At 46.5% G+C, this 20005-nt stretch carries 19 protein-coding genes and 1 pseudogene; 10 read left to right on the top strand and 10 right to left on the bottom strand.

Annotation, left to right across the window (positions count from 1 at the left end; all coding sequences use genetic code 11):
• The 6 genes and pseudogenes from ACLGGO_RS30260 to ACLGGO_RS30235 form a co-directional block, all read right to left on the bottom strand.
• Positions 1–506 (bottom strand): annotated as a pseudogene (locus ACLGGO_RS30260) (photosystem II q(b) protein); the annotation flags it as partial.
• Positions 507–668: 162 nt separating this feature from the next.
• Entirely contained in the window at positions 669–875 is a 207-nt protein-coding gene (locus ACLGGO_RS30255; protein WP_446334305.1) for a hypothetical protein, read from the bottom strand.
• Between the two features lie 245 nt (positions 876–1120).
• On the bottom strand, positions 1121–1831 hold the full coding sequence (locus ACLGGO_RS30250) for a pentapeptide repeat-containing protein (RefSeq protein WP_446422073.1): 711 nt from the start codon (positions 1829–1831) through the stop codon (positions 1121–1123).
• A gap of 163 nt (positions 1832–1994) precedes the next feature.
• On the bottom strand, positions 1995–2534 hold the full coding sequence (locus ACLGGO_RS30245; RefSeq protein ID WP_446422072.1) for an RNA-guided endonuclease InsQ/TnpB family protein: 540 nt from the start codon (positions 2532–2534) through the stop codon (positions 1995–1997).
• Between the two features lie 46 nt (positions 2535–2580).
• Positions 2581–2940: an XRE family transcriptional regulator gene (locus ACLGGO_RS30240; RefSeq protein WP_446422071.1), complete on the bottom strand. Its 360-nt coding sequence runs from the start codon at positions 2938–2940 to the stop codon at positions 2581–2583.
• Positions 2937–3284 (bottom strand): type II toxin-antitoxin system RelE/ParE family toxin, encoded by a 348-nt coding sequence (locus tag ACLGGO_RS30235; protein ID WP_446422070.1) that lies wholly within the window; start codon positions 3282–3284, stop codon positions 2937–2939. The genes ACLGGO_RS30240 and ACLGGO_RS30235 overlap by 4 nt, the downstream gene beginning before the upstream one ends.
• A 614-nt stretch (positions 3285–3898) precedes the next feature.
• On the opposite strand from ACLGGO_RS30235, the gene ACLGGO_RS30230 reads away from it, so the two are divergent.
• The 3 genes from ACLGGO_RS30230 (at position 3899) to ACLGGO_RS30220 (ending at position 5849) form a co-directional block, all read left to right on the top strand.
• Positions 3899–4129, top strand: coding sequence for a hypothetical protein (locus tag ACLGGO_RS30230; protein ID WP_446422069.1), 231 nt, complete (start codon positions 3899–3901; stop codon positions 4127–4129).
• A gap of 251 nt (positions 4130–4380) precedes the next feature.
• Positions 4381–4728, top strand: coding sequence for a hypothetical protein (locus tag ACLGGO_RS30225; protein ID WP_446422068.1), 348 nt, complete (start codon positions 4381–4383; stop codon positions 4726–4728).
• Positions 4729–4862: 134 nt separating this feature from the next.
• Positions 4863–5849, top strand: a complete 987-nt coding sequence (locus ACLGGO_RS30220; protein ID WP_446422067.1) for a hypothetical protein — start codon at positions 4863–4865, stop codon at positions 5847–5849.
• Positions 5850–5855: 6 nt separating this feature from the next.
• On the opposite strand, the gene ACLGGO_RS30215 is transcribed toward ACLGGO_RS30220, so the two are convergent.
• Positions 5856–6470 carry a hypothetical protein gene (locus ACLGGO_RS30215; protein WP_446422066.1) on the bottom strand — a complete coding sequence of 205 codons (615 nt, stop codon included), beginning with the start codon at positions 6468–6470 and terminating at the stop codon, positions 5856–5858.
• Positions 6471–7537: 1067 nt separating this feature from the next.
• Between ACLGGO_RS30215 and ACLGGO_RS30210 the strand changes: the two genes are divergently transcribed.
• The 3 genes from ACLGGO_RS30210 (at position 7538) to ACLGGO_RS30200 (ending at position 13336) form a co-directional block, all read left to right on the top strand.
• A complete protein-coding gene (locus tag ACLGGO_RS30210; protein WP_446422065.1) occupies positions 7538–9205 on the top strand; it encodes a hypothetical protein in 1668 nt (555 codons plus the stop codon).
• Between the two features lie 305 nt (positions 9206–9510).
• The gene (iscB, locus tag ACLGGO_RS30205) at positions 9511–10914 is read left to right on the top strand and encodes an RNA-guided endonuclease IscB (protein ID WP_446422064.1); all 1404 of its coding nucleotides are present in this window, start codon (positions 9511–9513) and stop codon (positions 10912–10914) included.
• A 169-nt stretch (positions 10915–11083) separates the two neighbouring features.
• Positions 11084–13336, top strand: coding sequence for a tetratricopeptide repeat protein (locus ACLGGO_RS30200; RefSeq protein WP_446422063.1), 2253 nt, complete (start codon positions 11084–11086; stop codon positions 13334–13336).
• A gap of 142 nt (positions 13337–13478) precedes the next feature.
• On the opposite strand, the gene ACLGGO_RS30195 is transcribed toward ACLGGO_RS30200, so the two are convergent.
• Positions 13479–14369 carry a hypothetical protein gene (locus tag ACLGGO_RS30195; protein WP_446422062.1) on the bottom strand — a complete coding sequence of 297 codons (891 nt, stop codon included), beginning with the start codon at positions 14367–14369 and terminating at the stop codon, positions 13479–13481.
• A gap of 189 nt (positions 14370–14558) precedes the next feature.
• On the opposite strand from ACLGGO_RS30195, the gene ACLGGO_RS30190 reads away from it, so the two are divergent.
• Both ACLGGO_RS30190 and ACLGGO_RS30185 read left to right on the top strand, forming a co-directional pair.
• Entirely contained in the window at positions 14559–14792 is a 234-nt protein-coding gene (locus tag ACLGGO_RS30190; protein ID WP_446350401.1) for a hypothetical protein, read from the top strand.
• Between the two features lie 233 nt (positions 14793–15025).
• Positions 15026–15937 (top strand): hypothetical protein, encoded by a 912-nt coding sequence (locus tag ACLGGO_RS30185; protein ID WP_446422061.1) that lies wholly within the window; start codon positions 15026–15028, stop codon positions 15935–15937.
• Between the two features lie 33 nt (positions 15938–15970).
• Here ACLGGO_RS30185 and ACLGGO_RS30180 read toward each other — a convergent pair whose 3' ends face one another.
• Entirely contained in the window at positions 15971–16681 is a 711-nt protein-coding gene (locus ACLGGO_RS30180; RefSeq protein WP_446422060.1) for a hypothetical protein, read from the bottom strand.
• Positions 16682–17813: 1132 nt separating this feature from the next.
• Between ACLGGO_RS30180 and ACLGGO_RS30175 the strand changes: the two genes are divergently transcribed.
• Together ACLGGO_RS30175 and ACLGGO_RS30170 are read left to right on the top strand one after the other, a co-directional pair.
• Positions 17814–17945 (top strand): ribbon-helix-helix protein, CopG family, encoded by a 132-nt coding sequence (locus tag ACLGGO_RS30175; protein WP_446395967.1) that lies wholly within the window; start codon positions 17814–17816, stop codon positions 17943–17945.
• Between the two features lie 209 nt (positions 17946–18154).
• Positions 18155–18421, top strand: a complete 267-nt coding sequence (locus ACLGGO_RS30170; RefSeq protein ID WP_446422059.1) for a hypothetical protein — start codon at positions 18155–18157, stop codon at positions 18419–18421.
• Positions 18422–18478: 57 nt separating this feature from the next.
• Here ACLGGO_RS30170 and dnaB read toward each other — a convergent pair whose 3' ends face one another.
• Positions 18479–19864, bottom strand: a complete 1386-nt coding sequence (dnaB, locus tag ACLGGO_RS30165) for a replicative DNA helicase (protein WP_446334279.1) — start codon at positions 19862–19864, stop codon at positions 18479–18481.
• Positions 19865–20005 lie beyond the last annotated feature (141 nt).

Below are 20005 nucleotides of genomic sequence, written 5' to 3'. Positions count from 1 at the left end.
GAGAAAGAACCTTGACCGATGGGGTAGATGAGGAACACGGCGGTAGCAGCAGCTACAGGTGCGCTGTAAGCTACGCAGATCCAAGGACGCATACCTAAGCGGTAGGAAAGTTCCCACTCACGACCCATGTAGCAGAAGATGCCAATGAGGAAGTGGAAGGCTACCAACTGGTAAGGACCACCGTTGTAGAGCCACTCATCTAAGGAAGCAGCTTCCCAGATGGGATAGAAGTGCAAGCCGATGGCGTTGGAGGAAGGTACAACAGCACCAGAGATGATGTTGTTACCGTACAGTAAGCTTCCAGCAACAGGCTCACGGATTCCATCGATGTCCACAGGGGGAGCGGCGATGAAGGCGATGATGAAGCAGGTGGTGGCGGTTAAGAGAGTAGGGATCATCAGTACACCAAACCAGCCGATATACAGGCGGTTTTCGGTGGAGGTGACCCACTCGCAGAACCGATCCCACAAGGATGCGGATTCGCGACGTTGTAATGTGGTTGTCATGGTTCGGATAATTGCTTTTGATTTCAGAGCCGAGCTCCTATGTAAATAATCATAGGTGAATTATTAAGCTTTGTAAAGGTAAATGAGGATTAGTGTTTCTGAAGGAATCGATAAGCTGGACTTATTACGCTAGGTGGCTCTGATGATGGAATGTCGGTAGAATCATTCTCCTAGGTCAGATTCCCGCTGTTTTTCCTGTAAGAGTTTTTCCTGTAGAAGTTTTTCTAAATCCTCGTTTTTGAGTACTTCCTCAATCATCTCCCTGACTGTATCTGACATGGTGATGCCTTTGAGGTAGCAATACAGTTTAAATCGTTCTTTGAGTGCCTCAGGTAACCGAAATCTGAGATAGTCGTCTCTTTCTTGCATTTGTTGTTTGCTGAATGTCTGGCATTATTGAGGTTACTAGATGCGCTAGATCTAGCTGGGTGCTGTTATCACAGCGTAATCAATAATAACATGGTGTTTGCGGATTGCGGGTGAACTATTTTTTGGGCTAAGTTAAGTAAATCAGTAATGCAGTAATGCAGTAATGCAGTAATGCAGTAATGCAGTAATGCAGTAATGCAGTAATTACTGATTTACTGGTTGCCGTAATTAATTCCCCAGGTTGGTCAGTACTGAGTTGTACCGTAGACAGTGGTTCCGTCCGGCATGACTGCCAGTTGCAAGTCAGCCCCCTGGAGATTAGCGCCTGCCATCGTGGCATTGAGCAAGTTCGCGTAGCGCATGTTGGTATTGCTCAGATTCGTACCTGTGAGGTTAGCTTCTGTCAGTCGTGTTCCGTACAGACTGGCATGACTCAGGTCGGCATTCTTGAGCGTGGCGCCAATTAGGTCAGCATCTCGAAGCTCAACCCGGTGCAGTGTCGCATTACTTAAGTCAGCGTTGTCTAATCTGATATTGAAGAGGTTCGCGTCAGTCAGGTCGGCATTTTTCAATTCACTGTCGTGAAGGTCAACTCCGTCTAGGTCGGCATTTTTCAGTTGGGCTTCATTTAGACGAGCACCACTCATTTTGGCATCTTTGAATTGGGTATTCGTTAGGTTGGCACGGGAGAGGTCGGTATTTCTAAAATCAGCGCCGCTCAAATCTAGTCCACTCAGATCGATTTCTGTGAGGTTACACCCCGGACAGCGTTTGGTTTTCAGAATTTGTTCGACGCTGACTTTTTTGGCTTTTAGCGGTTGAATAGAATTTTTTACTTTTTCAAGTTGTTTGTGAATGGGTGAGCTAATTGTTTCCTCTGGTGCGAGATAAAGGGCAAGGGGTAATCCGATAGCGGCTAATATTGTGGCGAAAATTAATAAGGTTTTGAAATTCATACGCCCAGCTTCCCCCAGAATGAGTGATGAGGTGTCTATTTACATACTTCAGATGCTGAATCCCCTTTACCGTACTGGGAGCTTAAAGTTTTGGTAAATTCAGCTTGTCTTTTTTTGTGTGAGATTAAAAAAGGCTGATTTTTTTCGATATATTTTGGTCAGATTATTTAATAGTTGGAGGAACTGAGGAAGCGGAAAGAGCTACTTGGCTAAGATTGAGCTTGCTCAATCGTGTTCGAGCAAGCCCGTTGATATTCAAGTCTTCCACTGCAATCAAATCAAATTGTTTGACCAGTTTGTGAGCTGTGTTGTAGTGAAAGTCTTGCCTTTTGCGACCAATGCGCTGATGAATTATAGCTATTTTGTTTTTTTGTTTCTCATGAAGCTTCGACCCCTTTTGTTTTCTGGCAAGCTTGCGTTGTTGACGGGCTAAATGTGCTTGAGTTTTGCGATAAGTTTGCTGAATCGGTATGGTTTCCCCATCCGAAGTCGTGAGAAAATCCTTGAGTCCAACATCAATACCAACCACTGCTTTAACTTCTGCCAGAGGGAGAAGTTCTGGAACTGTGGCATCTTCGATTGAGATGCCACAGTTCCAGCCGTCAGCCTTTTTGACGATGGTGCAAGTTTTAAGTGTGAAACCATCTGGAACAGGGCGATGCAGAATAATAGGCATTTCCCCAATTTTTGATAGCTTCAGCATCCCATTTCTAATGTGATCGCCCGCTTTGGCAGAGTTTACTCGTGGATTAACGAATGAGCGCAACTCCCCTGGTTTTTTGTGTTTCTTCTAATCTGCTTAAAGTTGGATTGCTATCATCATCTGCCACCAATTCAATACGCAACCGTTTACCAACAGCTTTAGCGGCATTCACCATAGTGTTGAGCGTTACAGAGGTATTTTCTTGATCGAGGAATCTGTCGAGAGATGCACGACTTGTGTGCATCTGTTGAGCCATTTCTGTTTTAGTGAGTCCTTTTTCTTGCATTGCCTGAGAAACTTGCCAAGCGAGAACCCGCTTAAGTGCAATTGCTTCTACCTCGTCAAGTATTCCGTCTTCTTCGAGGAGATCGTCAAGTGAAGAACCGATATAAGGATTGGTAGTCATTCTTTTTCTTCTAAGTCTCGCTTCCGAGATAAAGCTAGGTCTAAGTCTGTCTTGGGCGTTTTCTGCGTTTTCTTAATAAATCCATGAAGCAAAATTAATTGGTCTTCGTAAAAGCAGAAGATGACACGAGCGATTCCATCAGGTAAATTAGTGCGAACTTCAAATAATCCTTTCCCTAGTGGTTTACAAGTTGGCATACCGATGGGCCAGCCGTACTCAACGGTTTTGATATCGGTGCCAATCAAATAACGTTCATTTTTCCCCAGGTTTTTTAACCAATCACGAACTGGTTCATTACCAGCTTCGTTTCTATAAAACCTTGCAGGAACTCTTTTTTCGGTCATTCCTTGTTGATTGTACCATTTTTGGTACGGAGCGTCAATGGGAATTGTAGCAGCTCAACTTAGCCAGTCGAAAGGTTGACAGCAATCATCAGAAAGACAACCAAATTTTAGCCGCACCGACGATTCAATAATGATGTAGGGTGGGTTAGGCTCCCGCCGTAACCCACCAGATGCCTATTTTAAGCTTGCCACGCCACTACAAACTATTAGAGGTGCATATATATATGTAAGTAGGTGGACACAATTAAAGTTAACGGTTGAGATTAGGGAACAGGGAACAGGGAACAGTAAGAGTTTGAGGGCGATTTACAAAAATTAACACAGTACCGTTTTCTTTCGTCCGACTACTTATTCCTTATTAATTACTTAGTATTTTTAGATTACTTAGTATTTAGATGGAGTAACTTCTATATGCACGCTGGTGCGCGACTACACAACTGATGTGTAGGGGTGTTACTCTGGAGAGAACTGATGCAGACATGAAAAAACGCCGCTTGGACTGGTACTCCAAACAGCGCTCTTTTTTCGGTTTAAGTCAGCTATTGCAGCGGTTTTACTGATCACTAATTTCGGCAAACCGCTAACACGACAACTTAGAAAAAGGATAAATTCAAATGTTCCACCATCTTAACTCTTCCAAGGCGGAATCTACAAACCTTGCAACCTTATTAGACAAACTAGCAAGTCAACCCAATGGGCTCGAAAATGCCAACAAACTGCTAGAGAGGTTGCACCGTCAGTCTGAGCCTCAGCACACACCGGAGGCAGCAAATCGCAATCGGTTGATTGCAGCAACGCGACTGGGCGAGGTTTTATTCCGGGCAATTAAGCTGTTCGGCATTTAAATTTTTGACCCGAAACCCTTGCTATAAGGAGTCTGGGCTTCAAAAATCCCAATTAAAATGCGTCTTAGCTTATCCGGACGTAATATGAGCGGGGTGTGCTACTACGGCACATCCCTTACTCGCTCCCTCCAAAAACTCGCTCGATCGCACTTTTCGCCAAATCGCGGTACAATCTCCCCATAAAGAAATAACGCGCCACGAGCTGGTATTAGACCACCAACCCGCGACGCTTCACCTCCCATGCCACAAACATGAAAGGAGCCATTTTAATGGTGTCAGAAAATCGTCAAAACCGCCAGTGTCTGGGCGTTCCAACCGATTGGAATGTACCCAAATTCAGCTTAGGTCAACGAATCCGAGCCAAACACGCCTTCCTCAACACAATACGCATTCAGACTGGCTTAATCACAGGAATTGAATACTTTAGCCCAGATAGCTACTGGGTCACTCAACACAACCTCAAACCAGGCTGGCGCTATTCCATCCAAGTCGATAGAGACGACCCCTGGTACACCACCTCACCCGTCCTATCCATACACGAATCAGCGATCAGCGCACTAACAAAAACCCCTACCGGATGGCAGGGGTTTCGGCTTTGAGAGCGCAAGTCCTTTCTTTAACCCCTCCCCGACATGGGGAGAGGAGCTTCAGCCAGGAGAGCCTGACTCCCCCTTTCTTTGCAAGGAAGTTGGGAGGTTAGGTCTTTTCTCCAATTCCCCACAACGAGAAAACCATGACTACTGTATTTGCCAGAATCACTGACCTGCACGACCAAATCTCATTCCTGATCAACCCCTGCGCCCGACTCCTTTACCGATGGTTGCTCCGCCGCCGCCCAGCCGGAAAAGAACAAGAGTTCTCACTCTCAGACTTTCAAGACTGGACAGCCCAAACCCGCTGCCGTCCCTACTCTGAACGCCATGTCAGACGGGCATTAACCCAGCTCATTGACCAAGGGTTACTCGGTCAGGTGAAAAAATACTACTCAATCCAGCGCTGGAGCGTCGTGGCATATCACCCCGATGAGCCAAAATTGTCAGACTCTGATCCTAAACTGTCAAAGTCTGACTCAAAAATGTCCAAAACAGAGTCCTCAAAACCTGATTCCGCCGTAGATCCTTATAGAGAAATTAAAGAAATAACAGACACCCACCCACCACACCCTGCTGCTGTCCTTAATAATTTTAAAAAAGAAGAAGAAGAAAAAAGCCAAGGCGCGATGGTGAGTCCCGCCCCTGAACGCGCAGAGGAGAATGCAGACATTGACGAGTCTGAACCGCTTAATTCTGATGAAAGCGAATTTTCTGCTGCCGAACAGTCTCAAAAGCTCGATGTTATTGACGACGCCAACATCCGGCTCAACGTCCAGCTCAAAGCTCTCGTTCGCAACTTTACCCTAGAAGAAGTTAAAAAGGCGATCGCCTACTACCGCCAAACCAAACGTGCCAAAGAAACCAAAGGGCAGAAAATAGACCGCCCTGCTGGTTGGCTGACCGAGTGTCTGCGCCAACGCTGGTGGCAAAGTGCAGAACCTGAGAAAACGCGGGAAGATGAGGAGTTTGAACAATGGTATAAAGACGCGATCGCTGCTGGTATTGTCCAAGATGTTCCGATTAAATACCTCGGCAAAAACTGGAAGAAGGAGTACATGGTGCGACTGCCAAAGCCAGGTATATTCGGATCGCCCTATACGCTGGTGTCTTGGCGAGAATTATTGTAGCTTGACTCAGTGCATGAACTCCCCTGGCGCTAACGGTGCATCTGTGCGGCGCTCGTCCAGCACCTCTAACTTCCTCTTATTCGGAGGTTCGGGTAACAAAATATACCGAGGTCCCCAGCCGCCATTCACATCCTGTGGACGTTCCGGTGGTGGCGCGGTGGATGCTGTCGGTAAAGGAATCGGCATCACTTGACTGGCTTGGACATAGCGATCGCCATCTAGGGTATTGCGAATCAGGCTCTTGTCTACTTTAATCCCCTGGTTCTCTAACTGCTGTTGAATCGTCCATAAGGAGTCAGTAGGCGCTAGGGTGGCAATGAATAGCACGTCTTTATCTGGATCTAGGGTGAGTCCCAGTTTCGACTGCTCAATTTGCCACACCTCTTGATACTTACCATCGGGTGCAACCTCCCACAGGTTTAAGTTAGCCTGCCATTGCCCACTATTTACCTCGACATCTTGATAAGCCAAAATTGAATAGGTTGGCTTTGAATCCTCACTTGCCGGGAGATTACCATCAGGGTGTAAGTAGCGAACCGCCGCGATCGCGATCGGACTTTCATCCGGTAGATTCGTCATTCCCGTTACCGTGTAAACCCCGTCTTGCCGGGATGGAGACACACGAAGTTGAAAACTCGCATCCGTTGAGACGTTAGGTAATAGGCTGGGTAATTGCTCAAGTTTTAATACATCTTGCGAACATCCACTGTTTAATAGTAACAGTAGAAAAAGAAAAACTAATCCTCTGTTCGGATTAAAAATTCCTTTGGTTGGTAATCTTCTAAAAAACACAGACCCAATTTACTCCGAAAATGAGTTGGTTGTAATACGGATTTCCAGACAAGGGTTCCCTAAACTCCTTCTTCGAGTTGATGTCAGTCAATCCGGAGAGCGCGAAAACCGGAGGTGACGGGTAACTTGAACTCTCACTTTCCCGGTCAATTTAGGCTTGAATCCCATGAGTCCATTTTAACGCCTGATCAACTTTCATCTTTTCTTTATCCTAGCGACTATCTTTCTTCATGACATCTTGATGAATTCAGGTTAAAACAGTAGAGATACTGTGAAAATTAACAGCAAGTAACCTTGAGTATAAGCCAACACAAATTTTCCAGATTGTCAGGGGAGTTGGAAACAGGTGACTTATTCCAAAACCTGATATTGGTTATACCTGTTTTTTGCAAACGTCCCTCAATGCCTACCATACGTCGTATCTGGCTATGGATTTCGCTTGTGGGGCTGCCTGAATAGTTCAGTCAGTTTGGTTAATTTTTATTTCCCTTAATTTCCTGGATGATTGCCCAGGAATAGTTATGAATTAAAAATACGATTTTAAATTTAAACGAACTGGCACTCAATCTCTTGAAGCGTTAATCCATGACAATCAAGAGATGAAAACTCGTACTGATTCAGTAATCTAGATATAGTTATCTCATCTTTTGTTTTCGGAACTGTTCATTTTTATTAGGCGTCGGTGAATCTAGTTAACCAATCATCTACAATTGCAAAGATTTTCCGGAGACTCTTTAAAACGTCAGAAAAAGTAAATAATTGACGGTTTCAATCCTCAATTCCACCTAGAAACAACTGTGGTGCTAATGAGAGAACTAATTCAAAAAAATAGAAATACTGATAAGCAAATTACGCTGAGATTACGGCAGTCTATCTGGCTAAGTTATCTGCTATTCATGGGATCAACTTCTGCGGGAGCGCTATCTATATTTTCCATAGCTGCCCTCCTCTTAATGACACCCGCGATCGCTCATTTAAACGAGCAACCAACTCCCCAAGGGGAGCAGGCGATTGCCGAAGAACCAGCTAGCCATACCATAGACACTCTGGCGAATGAAGAAGCTTACCAAACAGCCTCCTCAGATAATTCTGAGATTGTAGAAATCACGTCTAGCAGTCAGCAGCACAAGTTATTTGACTTTAATAGTTCAGCCGGTTCTGAGTTTCCACCGTCTCAGACAATAGCGGAGGGAGATAAACCTACTTCAGTAGCCGAGGCTATCGCCCCTAAACCCCCGGTGGTAGCTGCGGTGCAAAACTCCGTTGAACATTATCTGCCATTACCGATAACAGAAACCGATGCACCCAATCCAGTCGTCGAAGCCATCACCCCAAAACCTCCCGTAGTCGCGACGGTACAGGAGAAGATTGAACATCACCCGCCATCTGAATTCGCTGGGGTAGACGAATCCAGTTTAGTACCTGAAGCGATTGTTCCAAAACTGCCAGAACCTACACCCCTGATTCATTCCCTTGATTACCACATCCCTGGAGACTTAACAGTCGCGGAGGAATCAATAGCAGACAATAGGGCGTTAGTACCAAAACCGCCAGTGATGGAACCCGCTCAACACTCGGTTGAATCCATCTTACTCGCCCAATCCTCAGACGATGAACCCGATGGTTCTTTAATTCCTGAGAATTCTCCCCTGGAAAATGAAGCATTAACGCCTACTCTGGATCTTCAAGGGGCTTATCTCCAGCAGGAAGATGCTTCGGCGCGGCTGCGGTTGCGGGGTATTTATCCAGTATCACCCAATGCCTTGTTTGGTGCTATTGTCGATTTGGCGACAGGGGATGATTTTGCCGGGACGGAAGGCGATGGATTTAGTCTGAGTGAACTATATTTTGCGGGTTCTCTCCCCAGTTATCCTAATCTGCGCTTAATTGCGGGGTTAATGGATTTAACCTCCTATTTTGACCGCAATAGTTTCGCTAAGGATAGTACAACCCATTTCTTCCACCCCCTGTTTCAAACCAATCCAGCCTTAGCGTCTACAGGTGTTGGCTCTCGTATTGGGGGGTTATTGAATTGGAATATTACTGATAATGTGGAAGCAAAAGCGGCTGTCTTTTCCTCAAATCGGAATTTGGGTGATTTTGGTTTAGATGCGTTTGCCGGAGAAATTGGTTTCCGGGCGGGGAATGGTATTATACGGGCAACCTACACCACAGACCAAGATACAGGGCGGGATGGCGTCTTGGGTACCCAAAACGGCGATCGCGAAAATGCCTTTGGGATTAATGGGGAATATTTTATCCCAGAAATTAAGTTAGGATTGTTTGCCCGTTATGGTTGGTTGGAAAATAGCGAGCTGGATGATAGTAGCGAAACGTATAATTTCGGACTTAATTTCTTAGATCTGTTTCTTAAAGATGATCGCCTGGGACTTGGTTATGCTTTTGGTCGCGGTTTTTCGGAAGATAATGATGTATGGGAGTTATTCTACGATATCCGAGTTTCACCGAATCTACGGGCGGGGGTGACGCTGCAAGAACGAGAAGGCTTCTCGGAGACAATTTTTGGATTCCGGGTTAAAACAGATTTGCAGCTATATCCGTAAGAGGGTGCGTTATTACTATGAACCACGATTCCACACCAAGTTTTTCACCAGTTGACCCTCATGAACGCACAAAATAAGTTAGGTCAACAACCCAGCGCCGCTCTTCGGGACGGCGTGGGCTTGAGAAGAGTTCTTGAGCCTTGTTGATTAGCCTCAGTGTTCCGTTATGCAAGGAATACTACGTTTTCCGAGAATACCATCCATCGTGAAGTACAGGGTTAGCAACCCGTTTCCTAGCTCCACGCTCTGCGGTTTTTATTAAACATTCCTGTTGGGTAGGGAAAGTGTAAAAACAGACAAACCTCGTGAAAACTTTGGCGAAGGAAACCACACCGCAAGGTGAAACTCTGTTTATTAGGTTTATGAAAGTCCACGTTATCAACAAGCATGGGTGTCCCTTGATGCCCACAACCCCAAGAAAAGCCAGATTACTGCTTAAAAGCGGTAAAGCCAAGATAGTTGGACGTGACCCTTTCACGATTCAACTTGTCTACGGTTCAAGCGGGTACACTCAGCCAGTCGATTTGGGTATTGATGCAGGGTACGAAAACATTGGCTTTAGCGCCGTAAATGAGAAAGAAGAACTCATCGGTGGCGAACTTAAAATGCTTAAGGGTGTCTCGGAAAGAGTTACTGAAAAGCGTAAGTATCGTCGCACTCGGAGGAATCGACTCAGATATCGAAAGCCGCGTTTTTCCAATCGAAAAAGGAAGGAAGGCTGGTTGGCACCAAGTATCCAGCACAAGCTAGATACCCATCATCATCTCATTGACAAGATATGCCGTATTCTCCCTGTTAAAAACGTGACAATTGAAGTCGCCGCCTTTGACATCCAGAAAATCAAGAACCCCAAAATTGAGGGGGAGCAATACCAGTACGGGGAACAATACGGTTTCGACAACCTGCGGGAATATATTCTGCATCGGGATGGACACAAGTGCCAGAACCCGAACTGTAAGAACAAGGCAGACCATCCAATCTTGCAAGTTCATCACTTGGGTTTCTGGAAGAATCCCCCTGACCGCACAGATAGACCCGCCAATCTGATAACACTCTGTACCAAGTGTCATACTGCCAAAAACCACCAAAAGAAAGGGTTTCTGTTGGGATGGGAACCAAAGCTCAAGTCATTTAAAGGTGAAACCTTCATGACAATGGTGCGGTGGCGGTTAACAGAAGAAGGGCGGTACGAGTCCACCTTTGGTTACATCACCAAAGGGAAACGCCGAGAGTTAGAGATGGAAAAATCCCATTATAACGATGCGTTTATCATCGCTGGTGGAACAACTCAAACTCGTGTAGTTAAGCCGTTAATGCTTGAACAGATTCGCTGTAACAAACGGTCATTAGAGCAGTTCTATGATGCCAAATATCGCGATTCAAGAGATGGGGAAATCCGTTCTGGAAGCGAGTTATCTTCGGGGCGTAGGACAAGGAGTATAAAACTCAACAGCGAGAACTTAAGGCAGTATCGCGCTCATAAGGTTAGCCCTGGACGCCGCGCCATCAAGAAAAAGCGATATCCCTACAAGCAACGAGACTTGGTTCTGTTTGAGGGAAAAGCTTATGAAGTTGTTGGAATGCAGAACTTGGGAACTCGCCTTAGTTTAAAGCCCGACGCCAACAGTAAAACCAAGTACAAGACTGCGGCTTTAAGTAAAGTTAAACCTTTGAAAAGAAGAGGAGGAATCTGTGAGCAACAAGCATGAATTGGAGAATTCGGGGGCCTGCAAGCCCCACAAATTCTCCCGCCATTCTTCCCATCGCTGCCCTTCGGGACAGCGTGGGGCTCCTGGCGGTTTAGCTGAAACACCAATTTTATCCTCTCCTCAAAACCAAAACTCGTCCCGGTGGTTCCGTGTCTTAGCATGCTTCTTGATGGTTGGATTAGCCGGGGGATTACCCATCGCCCCAATCAATTTTGCTGTACCCGCTGTTCAAGCCCAGGGGGTTCCAGCAGGGGTGCGTCAGGGGTACTCGCTTTTGGAGAAGGGATGGGTGGATGATGCGATTCAAGCCTTTGAGGGGGCGTTACGCAGTAATCCCCAATCTTTAGACGCCAAATTAGGATTAGCCATTGCTTATCAACGCCGGGGGCGGATTCAGGAAGCCTGGAATGCCTATAATGACGTGCTGGAGCGAGAACCTACGAATCAAACCGCCCTGGAAGCGGTGGGTGAGATGGGGGTTTATCGCCAAGAATGGCAAGCACGAGGAATTGAAGCATTAACTGGCTTATTAAACCAGAATCCTAATGATACCCAAGCTCGGTCAAAACGGGCGTTACTGTTGGGATATCAAGGGCGGTTTGCTGAGTCGTTGACGGATTATGAGTTACTGTTGGCGAATAATCCTTCACCAGAAACGATTCTGGGGGCGGCTCAAATTTATACCTACAGTGGCGATTATCAGCAAGGGTTAGAATTATTTAATCGGTATCAAGCCACGGGTGAAGAAATTCCGGGTAACGTCGCGGGGGCTTACGCCCTGGCGCTGCGGGAAACGGGGAATGCGGTTCAAGCGGTGCAGATTCTTACGAATCAACTGCGACAATCCCCACAAGAGACTCAATTGCGAGCCGATTTAGCCCAAGCTTATGCGGCGACGGGACAGATTAATGAAGCTTTGGCAACGTTGGAACCCTTACGGGGTGAAGGGGATGCGGCTTTACCGTTAGCACGGGCGCTGACGTCGATTGGGCGAAACCAACGCCGAACGGATTTGTATGAACAAGGGGTGGCGCTGTATCGTCAGGTTCTGTCTGAGACTCAGAATCCTTCGTTTGCATTGGTTCAGGAAGCGGCGGATGTCTTGAGTGAGTTACCGTCTCAACGGGCGGCGGCGTTGAATCTTTACCAGCAGCTTGTTCAGCAGCAACCGAATAATCGGAGTTTGGTGGTGAAACAGTTGGCGTTAGAGAGTCAATTGGGGCGTATTTCTCGCAGTGAGTTACGACAGCGCCTGCTTTCCCTGCTGCAACCGCTACCGTCTGAATCGGCTGAACGACGGGCGTTGGCGAGTGCGTTGATTCCTTTAGATCCGCCAGATCCGGCGTTATTACCCGTTTATCAGCAGTTAATTAATGCGGGTGTGGATGAGCCGTTTTTGTATTTCCGGGTGGCGCAGATGTTGATTCAAGAGAATCAGTTGGCGGAAGCCAGGGACGCGATCGCGGCGTATACTGCTACTGAAGCCGGGGCGTCTGATTTTACGCCAGAACTGTTGTTGGCTGAGATTGAGCGCCGGGAAGGAAATTTAGAAGCGAGTGCGCGGCGGTATCAGTCGCTGATTGAACGGAACCCGAATTCTGATGTGGTGAATAGCGCCCTGCGGGGGTTAGCGGGAATTCGTTTAGCTCAAGGGCGTCCGGATGACGCGATCGCGATTTATGATCAGTTAATCGCCCGTAATCCTAATGATTTACTGGTGAAGTTGGGACGGAGTGCGATCGCTTATCAAACGGAACGGATTTCTCAAACGGAAGCTGAGGCGGTACTTGAGGAATGGTTGGCGACGAAACCTGCTACAGATTTACCACCGGAGTTATTTAGTTTAGTGGGTGTTTTACCCCCAGACGCGGAACGGATAGCGTTGTATGAGGCGCTATTACAGGTTGATCCAGATAATACACCCGTTCAACTGCGGCGGTTACAGGTAATTGCGGAGGAAGATCCGGAGTTGGCAAAGGCTGAAATTGAGCAGTTAATTGCCCGTAATCCTGATAACCTAAGTGCCTATTTTGTCAAGGGGGAACTCGCCCTGGCGCTGGAGGATTTTGAACTAGCGAGTGAGGCGTATCAAGCGATTTTGGCACGGGAACCGAATAATATTGGGGCGCTGATGGCGATGGGTGGAGTACGTTTTACCCAGCAGCTTTATCTGGAGGCGAAGCCCTATTATGAGCGGGTGTTGGAGATTAATCCCAATTATCTGGCGGCGCGTCAAACGCTGGCGGAGTTGAATGTGGCGTTGGATCAGCCGTTTACGGCTTTGGAGGAGTTTCAGGCGCTGAATGAGGAACAGGAGGCGGAGACTGGAACGCCGAATCCGCAGTTGACGAATCGGATTCAGCGGTTGGAGGTGGATATTCTTAAGCGGCGGGGGTTTCAGCCGTATTGGGAGCGATATTGATTGTGTAGGGGGACAGGAGACAAAAGGGTTCCCTTCCCCCCCTTCAACCCCAGAAATCAAGTGTGAGTTTTGTCCTACTTATCCCGGTCGGGGGGGCGGTGCTACCATTTGGCTTATCTTGTCTTTCATAAGGAAAACTTATTTACAAAAGGCTAGAACCCACCCCAGGCTCGCTGGTTTGCGATCGATTAGCTTCCCTTATGAAATTCCGACGGCTTCTTTGCATGGAATTGAGGTTGTAGTCCAAATCGTAGAGATTACACCGATAAATCCACGTTTTATCCATGTACTCAAAAAAGCGATCGCTGGTGACTTCGGTTCCACCGGGGCGAGATGCTGAACTCACTCCATTCGGTTCGTGCAAAGCGTAAGTTCCCCAAGGGGCATTCTCAACGCATTTAACCCAAATAGAAGGCTCAGCGCGGTAGAAATCGGCATCCCAGCGCATTGCTTGCTCAATCTTCCGATAGGCAGCTTTAGCTTGCACAATTTGCCGCCTATCCACCCCAATCAGATGTCGTCGGACAGTCCTGGATGATACACCCAGGTATTCGGCGATCGTCTCTTGCGATCCACCAAAGGGGATAAACCCCTTACTCACAAATGCCTTAGACGGACCAACATGAAGCAGAAAAGGAACTTGCCCCCCTACCGGATTCTGGGAGGATTCCTTACCCCACCCCAAGATTTGGTCAACCTCAGACAATCTGTGAAACTTTCGCTCTTTCGATGGCAGACTTAATTTAGCTGCTACGTGAGATTTGTGTTGTAGCTGCTGGGCTTGGATTCCTGCGGCGGCGGCTTTCAAGCCAGCGCGTGTCAGGATGTCAAACAGGGGTACTGTAGCAACGGCTCCCCAGTTTCTTAAGCCCAGGGCTTGACAAACTTTAGATAGGCTTCCTAACCAGATACAGAAACATCCATCAACTCGATAGTACTTTCTAAAGGCATCACAACACTTACCAATTTTGAGCCACTGATACAACCGACGAAGAGAAACATGGAGAACCTGGCATAGGAAGCGAATAGGCAAGATGACACATCCCCGACCAGCCAAATCGAAAGCTCTGCAAAGATACCACAGCCTAACCCAGGGCGTCTTAAATACAAGAGCCGAGTGAATCCGAACTGACAGTAAATCCAGAATGACTAGATTTAACGCAAAATCAGTATTATCAGAGAGTAGCTGGAGATAGACAAGGTGGAACACAAGTACAGAGCGATGGTTGACTACTCAGCGATCAGCCCCAACGGTAACTTTGTAGGAGGCTCAAAAGCCTGGAAACCCAGAGCAGAGTCTATAGAAGATGCCCTGCAACAGGTTCTGAAATTACTTAGGGAGCGCATCAGTAAGGAAGTAAACGATCCAAATGCAGAAATAACTGACTTACAGATTGATTGTAGGATAATGGAGAACCCAGAAGCTACCTACAAGAGAGTAGTGGGAGAGGAATGAATCTGGCAGAGCAGCATTGGGAATAATGATAATCCTGAAGATTCATGTCCTGTGCTGCCTGGTCAGAAAGCTTGAATCAACCGGATTTAATAAGGAATTTAATGATCTGCTATATTTCGCATCTCTCGCTCGTCAAGTACTGCCAAGTGATCGCTCTGACTGCTTGGCGGTAGATGAAATACTGAGCTATGCTGCGGCAATAATGAAGCTGATTGACTGGTGCTAGATAGCGAATGATTAAGGTATGTCCTACTTGTGGCGCTCCGATTAACAGCGACGAGGTTTTTATTGAATGGGATGATAACAAGAAAGAGTTTTTAGTTCGACTGGGCTTTGTTTGCAATTACTGTGATCGTAAAACTCAAGAAAAAACTATCAAAGAATTACCTAGCTCTATAGCCCAAAAATCTTACTGTGCTTGTGGAACATCATTATCACTTGCAAATTACACTATTAAAAGCAGTGAATATATGTTATACTTTGAAGCCATATATGTGTGTGATAAATGCAACACAGGACTTCGTTGGCTCCTCAATAGTGTAAAAAGTAGCTTACTTAGTCGATGGCGGAATAATGATAATATTTTAGTCACCGCATCAGGCTTTAAATTTAAAAGAAAAAGGATAGATAAAGTATTACAAATTTATCGAGAAAGAATAGAAAATTGTCGTCAAGATAATACAAAGTTATTAGAGATTATTGAAAAAATGTCTGAAAAAGAAATTCATAAGAAAGAAATGCACTTCCACGGAAATGTAGCCAGTGTTGAAAATCAAGGTTCTATAGGCAGTTCTGGAAATCAAAACCCTATTGGCAATGTTGCTGTCGATGTTAAAGGTGATCAAAAAAGTATCCAGCATATTCGTAACTATGCTCCTGAACAAAAGCCAACTCTAGCTGAGGCAGCAGCAGAGATCCAGCAGCTCTTGGAGCAACTATCCAAAACATACCCAACTACAACAACTGCTGAAAAGATGGCAGTTGTGGCTGAAGCTGCCGAGCAAATAGAAAAAAATCTTACACTTAAAGCACGAGTTATCAATGCCCTCAAGCTAGGTGGAACAGAAGCGTTTAAAGAGACAATAAATCATCCTCTATTGAATATTTTGATGGCAACTATTGAGGGATGGCAGGACAAAGATTAGGACTTTTTGGTTATTGGAATTAGAAGCTACCAGTCACGCCATCCCCATCTTTTGATTGCAATAGCGGATAGCCTCAAACAACCCCTCTGTAGACCACAGAACGCGGAGTTGATGCCGTTCTTGTTCTTTCCCAGCCCAATTATCTTCGAGGCAGACTTTAAACCATCCCTCTGGGTGGCGAACCCCATCGCGGTTAAACAGAAAGTAGATAATCGCCTTAAGAACCTCTTGTAACGAAAAGCCATGCATAAACTGGGCATCCTTTGGATAGTAGTAAATCCCCGCCTTCCGACAAGCTTGTAACTTTTGCTCAAACTCCCCAGATTCGGCATCTTCTAGATCCGTTGTTGTTGTTATGTACTCGTCTGTTACTGACTGCGGGTTTGAGGCGTATAAATTGGGAATCTCTGACTGAAAAGTCAATTTTTTCTGCGGTTTGCGAAAAGGGGGGGGCATCAGGACGCGAATCGGTTCAAGCCTCCATTTCCAAACGTAGGCGGTGTAGCTTTTAGCTTGGGTGAGTACGCCTTTGTCCAATAGCTGTTGGGCGGCACTTTTGACAGTTTTGCGATCGTGGGGGAAACCGCGTGTTCGTTTGACCCATTTGTTAAAATCACGCAGGTCGATAATTTCATTGCTGCCTTCGGGCATTTCATCGAGCAGCCACTGCCATAATTCTCTGGCGGTGGGGGTGAGTCGATTCTGTACGCTAAATTTGTTGTGTTTTCTTGTCCAATTATTCATGGCAATGCAGATCGATGATGGGCTTTCCAATCTGCCCTCTTTTCCAGAGGGGCGTCAGCGTCAGCCCTGGCTTTTTGGGAATATGTGCATGACGGGTTAGACGTTTGGTGATAAGCGTCTACTTTCCTTGGGCTTAGAATGGGTTCTAGCCGGATAGGGGATCTGTCCTGGACACAAGCTTTTTTAAGCTTTCCCAGGTTCTGCTTGATTCCTTGTCTGGGGGTCGTGGCAAGTCCTTATGCATTCGGTTATGCATGGGTGGGCTTCTGACCCGGATTGGATCGGCGGCGTGTTTCTATGGGTACTCTCTTGAAGCCCTTTTTTTGGGTGGGGTATCCACATTAGTCATGCCGACTTGGGAGCTGTTCACTTGCTCTTAGTCTGCTCCATAGGCTGTATGCGAATTGTACATGGTTAGTAAACTTACAGTACACGCTTTATACAGCAATGTCAACGACATCTCGACAACTAACTATACGGCTACCTCAAATAGAGTTAGACCGGATAGAGGCTTATAGTAAGCGCACTGGCAGAACTAAGACAGATATTCTGCGAGAGTTCATCAGGTCTCTGCCAGAACCAGAATCTGAGTCTAAGCCTGAGAAGAAGTAGTAGGCGTTGGGGACACAACGGAAACTACAACAACCGTTGGAAAGTGAACTCCCGCGATCGGGACTCACTCATGAGTAACACCCAGATCAAGCCTCTTTTCGAGAGGGGCGTCAGCGTCAGCCCTGGCATTTGGGGAATATGTGCATGACGGGTTGGACGCTTGGTGATAAGCGTCTACTTTCCTTGGGCTTAGAATGGGTTCTAGCCGGATAGGGGATCTGTCCTGGACAAATGCTTTTTTAAGCTTTCCCAGGTTCTGTTTGATTCCTTGTCTGGGGGTCGTGGCGAGTCCTCATGCATTCGGTTATGCATGGGTGGGCTTCTGACCCAGATTAAACGGGCAGCGTGTTTCTATGGATACTCTCAAGAAATCCTTTTCTTGAGTGGGGTATCCACTGGAGACGCAGCAGTTTTAGCGCTGTTAAGCGCCTCTTTTGTTTTTCATGTGCCTGTTATGTGCATATCGTTTCCCTGATCATTATACGATAGGCATATTAAAGTGGCAAGCAAACTAAAGAGAATGGCATTCAACCTGCCTCAGCAAGAGCTGGATAGGCTAAATGCCTATGCAGAAAAGACTGGTAGGACTAAGACGGATATCCTGCGAGAGCTTATCCGTACACTGCCAGAACCTGAGCCTGAGAAGAAGTAGTAGGCGTTGGGGACAGAACGGAAACTACAACAACCGTTGGAAAGTGAACTCCCGCGATCGCACCCCTTAACCCCAACGAATAACCCTCAAAGTACCGATGGTCTGAGGGTTTGGTTTTACTGTTTGAATTTTTCTGAAAATTGATGGAGTAAAGCGCTGGTGGTCAGTTACTCCTCAAAAATGGGCGGAAATGGGGGTGACAAAGTGCAATGTACGCGATCGCGGTTACTCTTCACCCTATCGCGGTTGTGGATCATGCTCGCCTGTGCGATCGTGTTGCTGAGTTAGTAGAACTTTTTATTCTGCCGTCCTCTTGCCTTAATTCCGTCACAAAAGGCTTCCAGAGACTTCTCATCGTGTTCGGTGTACTGACCATTCTCAAGCTGCTCTATACCGATACTGATCTCACGTCGCAACGTTTCAAGCTTAAGCTGGTGAATATTCTCAAGATTAATCTTGGTTCCCATCGGATTTAATAAAGCAGTTAATCAAGCATCTCATTAAATGCTTTATTTCGCATCTATCGGGGTCAATCAAATGTATTTGTGTCGCATGTTTTCTTCGTGTACCGGATTGCCAACAATGGGCAAAAACCTGGAGGTTTCCAGGTTGACTAGCATCTTGGCTGTGCCAACCTTTCCGTAAATCCGGTTTTTATCAACAATGAACTCAATCGTTTTGTCGTAAGGATTTTTGCTGTAGTAAGCATCGCGGTAAAGCATAATCACAGCATCTGCTGCTTCTGCAATCTCCCCAGAATCCCTCAAGTCCGCCTTTGTGGGACGCTTGTTGCGGCGTTTTTCCACATCCCGATTAATCTGAGAGCCAAGATACAACGCCACATCAAAGTCCTTTGCGATCGCTCTTAACTCTCGCGTAATCTGACCCAGTTCTAAGTTTCGGTTTTGAGCCGTCCCCCCCAGATTGAGCATTTGCACGTAATCCAGAAACACTGCACCTAGCTGCCCTTGTCTTAAAATCGCCTGCTTGACAATGGAGCGAATGGTAGTAATCGATGGATTAGGTTCGTCATAGACCATCCAGGGTAGCTCGCTAAATATCTTTATTGCCTGTGCTAAGAATTTCCACTCGTCCTCTCTTATACCTCCAGGTAGTGGACCTCTAAATAGGCGGCTATTGTCGATTCCTGAAAGACGAGCCAGGAGCCTTTGGTTAATGGAGTCTTTGTCCATCTCACAGGAAAAGAACAAAACAGGCTGATTGAGCTTGGTCATGATGGCGTGGGAAAGAGAAAGCATCACCTGAGTCTTTCCCATCGAAGTTGCACCACCAATCACGGTTAGTGTCTTGCGGTGCTTCCCACCCGTTAATGCCTCAAGGTCGTACCACCCCACGACCTCACCTGCCCTTTTTCCTGTCTCGATATTGACGAATAGCTGGGCGCTCATCTGGGGTGCGTCTTCTAGCTGATAGCGAGTTCTTGACTGAATAGTCGTCAAGTTAAAAATCTTCTGCTCCGACTTCTCTAAAATAGTAGCTAACTCTGTCCATGTCTCGTAACTGAGGTGAGCGATTTCGTAACCTGCAAAGATTAACTGACGGCGCAGGTGTTTGTCCATCACCAACGCCGCATATCGGTCAATGTTGACCGCTGACACCGTGCGATCGACAAGCTGTGCTAATTTACTTTGACCTCCCACTTTATCCAATAAGCCATGGTCATATAGCCAGGTGGTGACACTCATCAAATCTGTTGGCTTTCCCTGGTTGTATAGAGTCAATGCCGCTCGGTAGATTTCTTGGTGGGCGCTGATGTAGAAGGCTTCAGGCTTTAGCTGGTCAACCACCCGACCCATCGCTCCAGGATCGAGCATTATACCGCCTAGAATCGACTCCTCAGCATCAACATTCTGAGGCAGAGGCCCGTTCTGAATCGATGAAAAAAAAAGTTTGTCCATTTGACCAAAAATTTGGGTCACAAGCCCCGTCCTTCAAGGACGGCTTTGGTTTTTGATCTACTGTTTCAACGTATTCGCGGGAGTCCTCACCCTCAACTCTCGTAGGGTGAGGAGGGATAGCGGGATGCCGGAAGAATAGAG

The organism is Coleofasciculus sp. (assembly GCF_046565525.1).
Classification (GTDB): domain Bacteria; phylum Cyanobacteriota; class Cyanobacteriia; order Cyanobacteriales; family Coleofasciculaceae; genus Coleofasciculus.
This window is presented reverse-complemented; position numbering and strand designations above follow the sequence as displayed.

What these genes read in the sequence shown, in the direction of transcription:
- ACLGGO_RS30255 (WP_446334305.1), bottom strand. Translation starts at nt 875, where the DNA reads ATGCAAGAAAGAGACGACTATCTCAGATTTCGGTTACCTGAGGCACTC.
- ACLGGO_RS30250 (WP_446422073.1), bottom strand. Translation starts at nt 1,831, where the DNA reads ATGAATTTCAAAACCTTATTAATTTTCGCCACAATATTAGCCGCTATC.
- ACLGGO_RS30245 (WP_446422072.1), bottom strand. Translation starts at nt 2,534, where the DNA reads ATGCTGAAGCTATCAAAAATTGGGGAAATGCCTATTATTCTGCATCGC.
- ACLGGO_RS30240 (WP_446422071.1), bottom strand. Translation starts at nt 2,940, where the DNA reads ATGACTACCAATCCTTATATCGGTTCTTCACTTGACGATCTCCTCGAA.
- ACLGGO_RS30235 (WP_446422070.1), bottom strand. Translation starts at nt 3,284, where the DNA reads ATGACCGAAAAAAGAGTTCCTGCAAGGTTTTATAGAAACGAAGCTGGT.
- ACLGGO_RS30230 (WP_446422069.1), top strand. Translation starts at nt 3,899, where the DNA reads ATGTTCCACCATCTTAACTCTTCCAAGGCGGAATCTACAAACCTTGCA.
- ACLGGO_RS30225 (WP_446422068.1), top strand. Translation starts at nt 4,381, where the DNA reads ATGAAAGGAGCCATTTTAATGGTGTCAGAAAATCGTCAAAACCGCCAG.
- ACLGGO_RS30220 (WP_446422067.1), top strand. Translation starts at nt 4,863, where the DNA reads ATGACTACTGTATTTGCCAGAATCACTGACCTGCACGACCAAATCTCA.
- ACLGGO_RS30210 (WP_446422065.1), top strand. Translation starts at nt 7,538, where the DNA reads ATGGGATCAACTTCTGCGGGAGCGCTATCTATATTTTCCATAGCTGCC.
- ACLGGO_RS30200 (WP_446422063.1), top strand. Translation starts at nt 11,084, where the DNA reads ATGGTTGGATTAGCCGGGGGATTACCCATCGCCCCAATCAATTTTGCT.
- ACLGGO_RS30190 (WP_446350401.1), top strand. Translation starts at nt 14,559, where the DNA reads ATGGTTGACTACTCAGCGATCAGCCCCAACGGTAACTTTGTAGGAGGC.
- ACLGGO_RS30185 (WP_446422061.1), top strand. Translation starts at nt 15,026, where the DNA reads ATGATTAAGGTATGTCCTACTTGTGGCGCTCCGATTAACAGCGACGAG.
- ACLGGO_RS30180 (WP_446422060.1), bottom strand. Translation starts at nt 16,681, where the DNA reads ATGAATAATTGGACAAGAAAACACAACAAATTTAGCGTACAGAATCGA.
- ACLGGO_RS30175 (WP_446395967.1), top strand. Translation starts at nt 17,814, where the DNA reads ATGGCATTCAACCTGCCTCAGCAAGAGCTGGATAGGCTAAATGCCTAT.
- ACLGGO_RS30170 (WP_446422059.1), top strand. Translation starts at nt 18,155, where the DNA reads ATGTACGCGATCGCGGTTACTCTTCACCCTATCGCGGTTGTGGATCAT.
- dnaB (WP_446334279.1), bottom strand. Translation starts at nt 19,864, where the DNA reads ATGGACAAACTTTTTTTTTCATCGATTCAGAACGGGCCTCTGCCTCAG.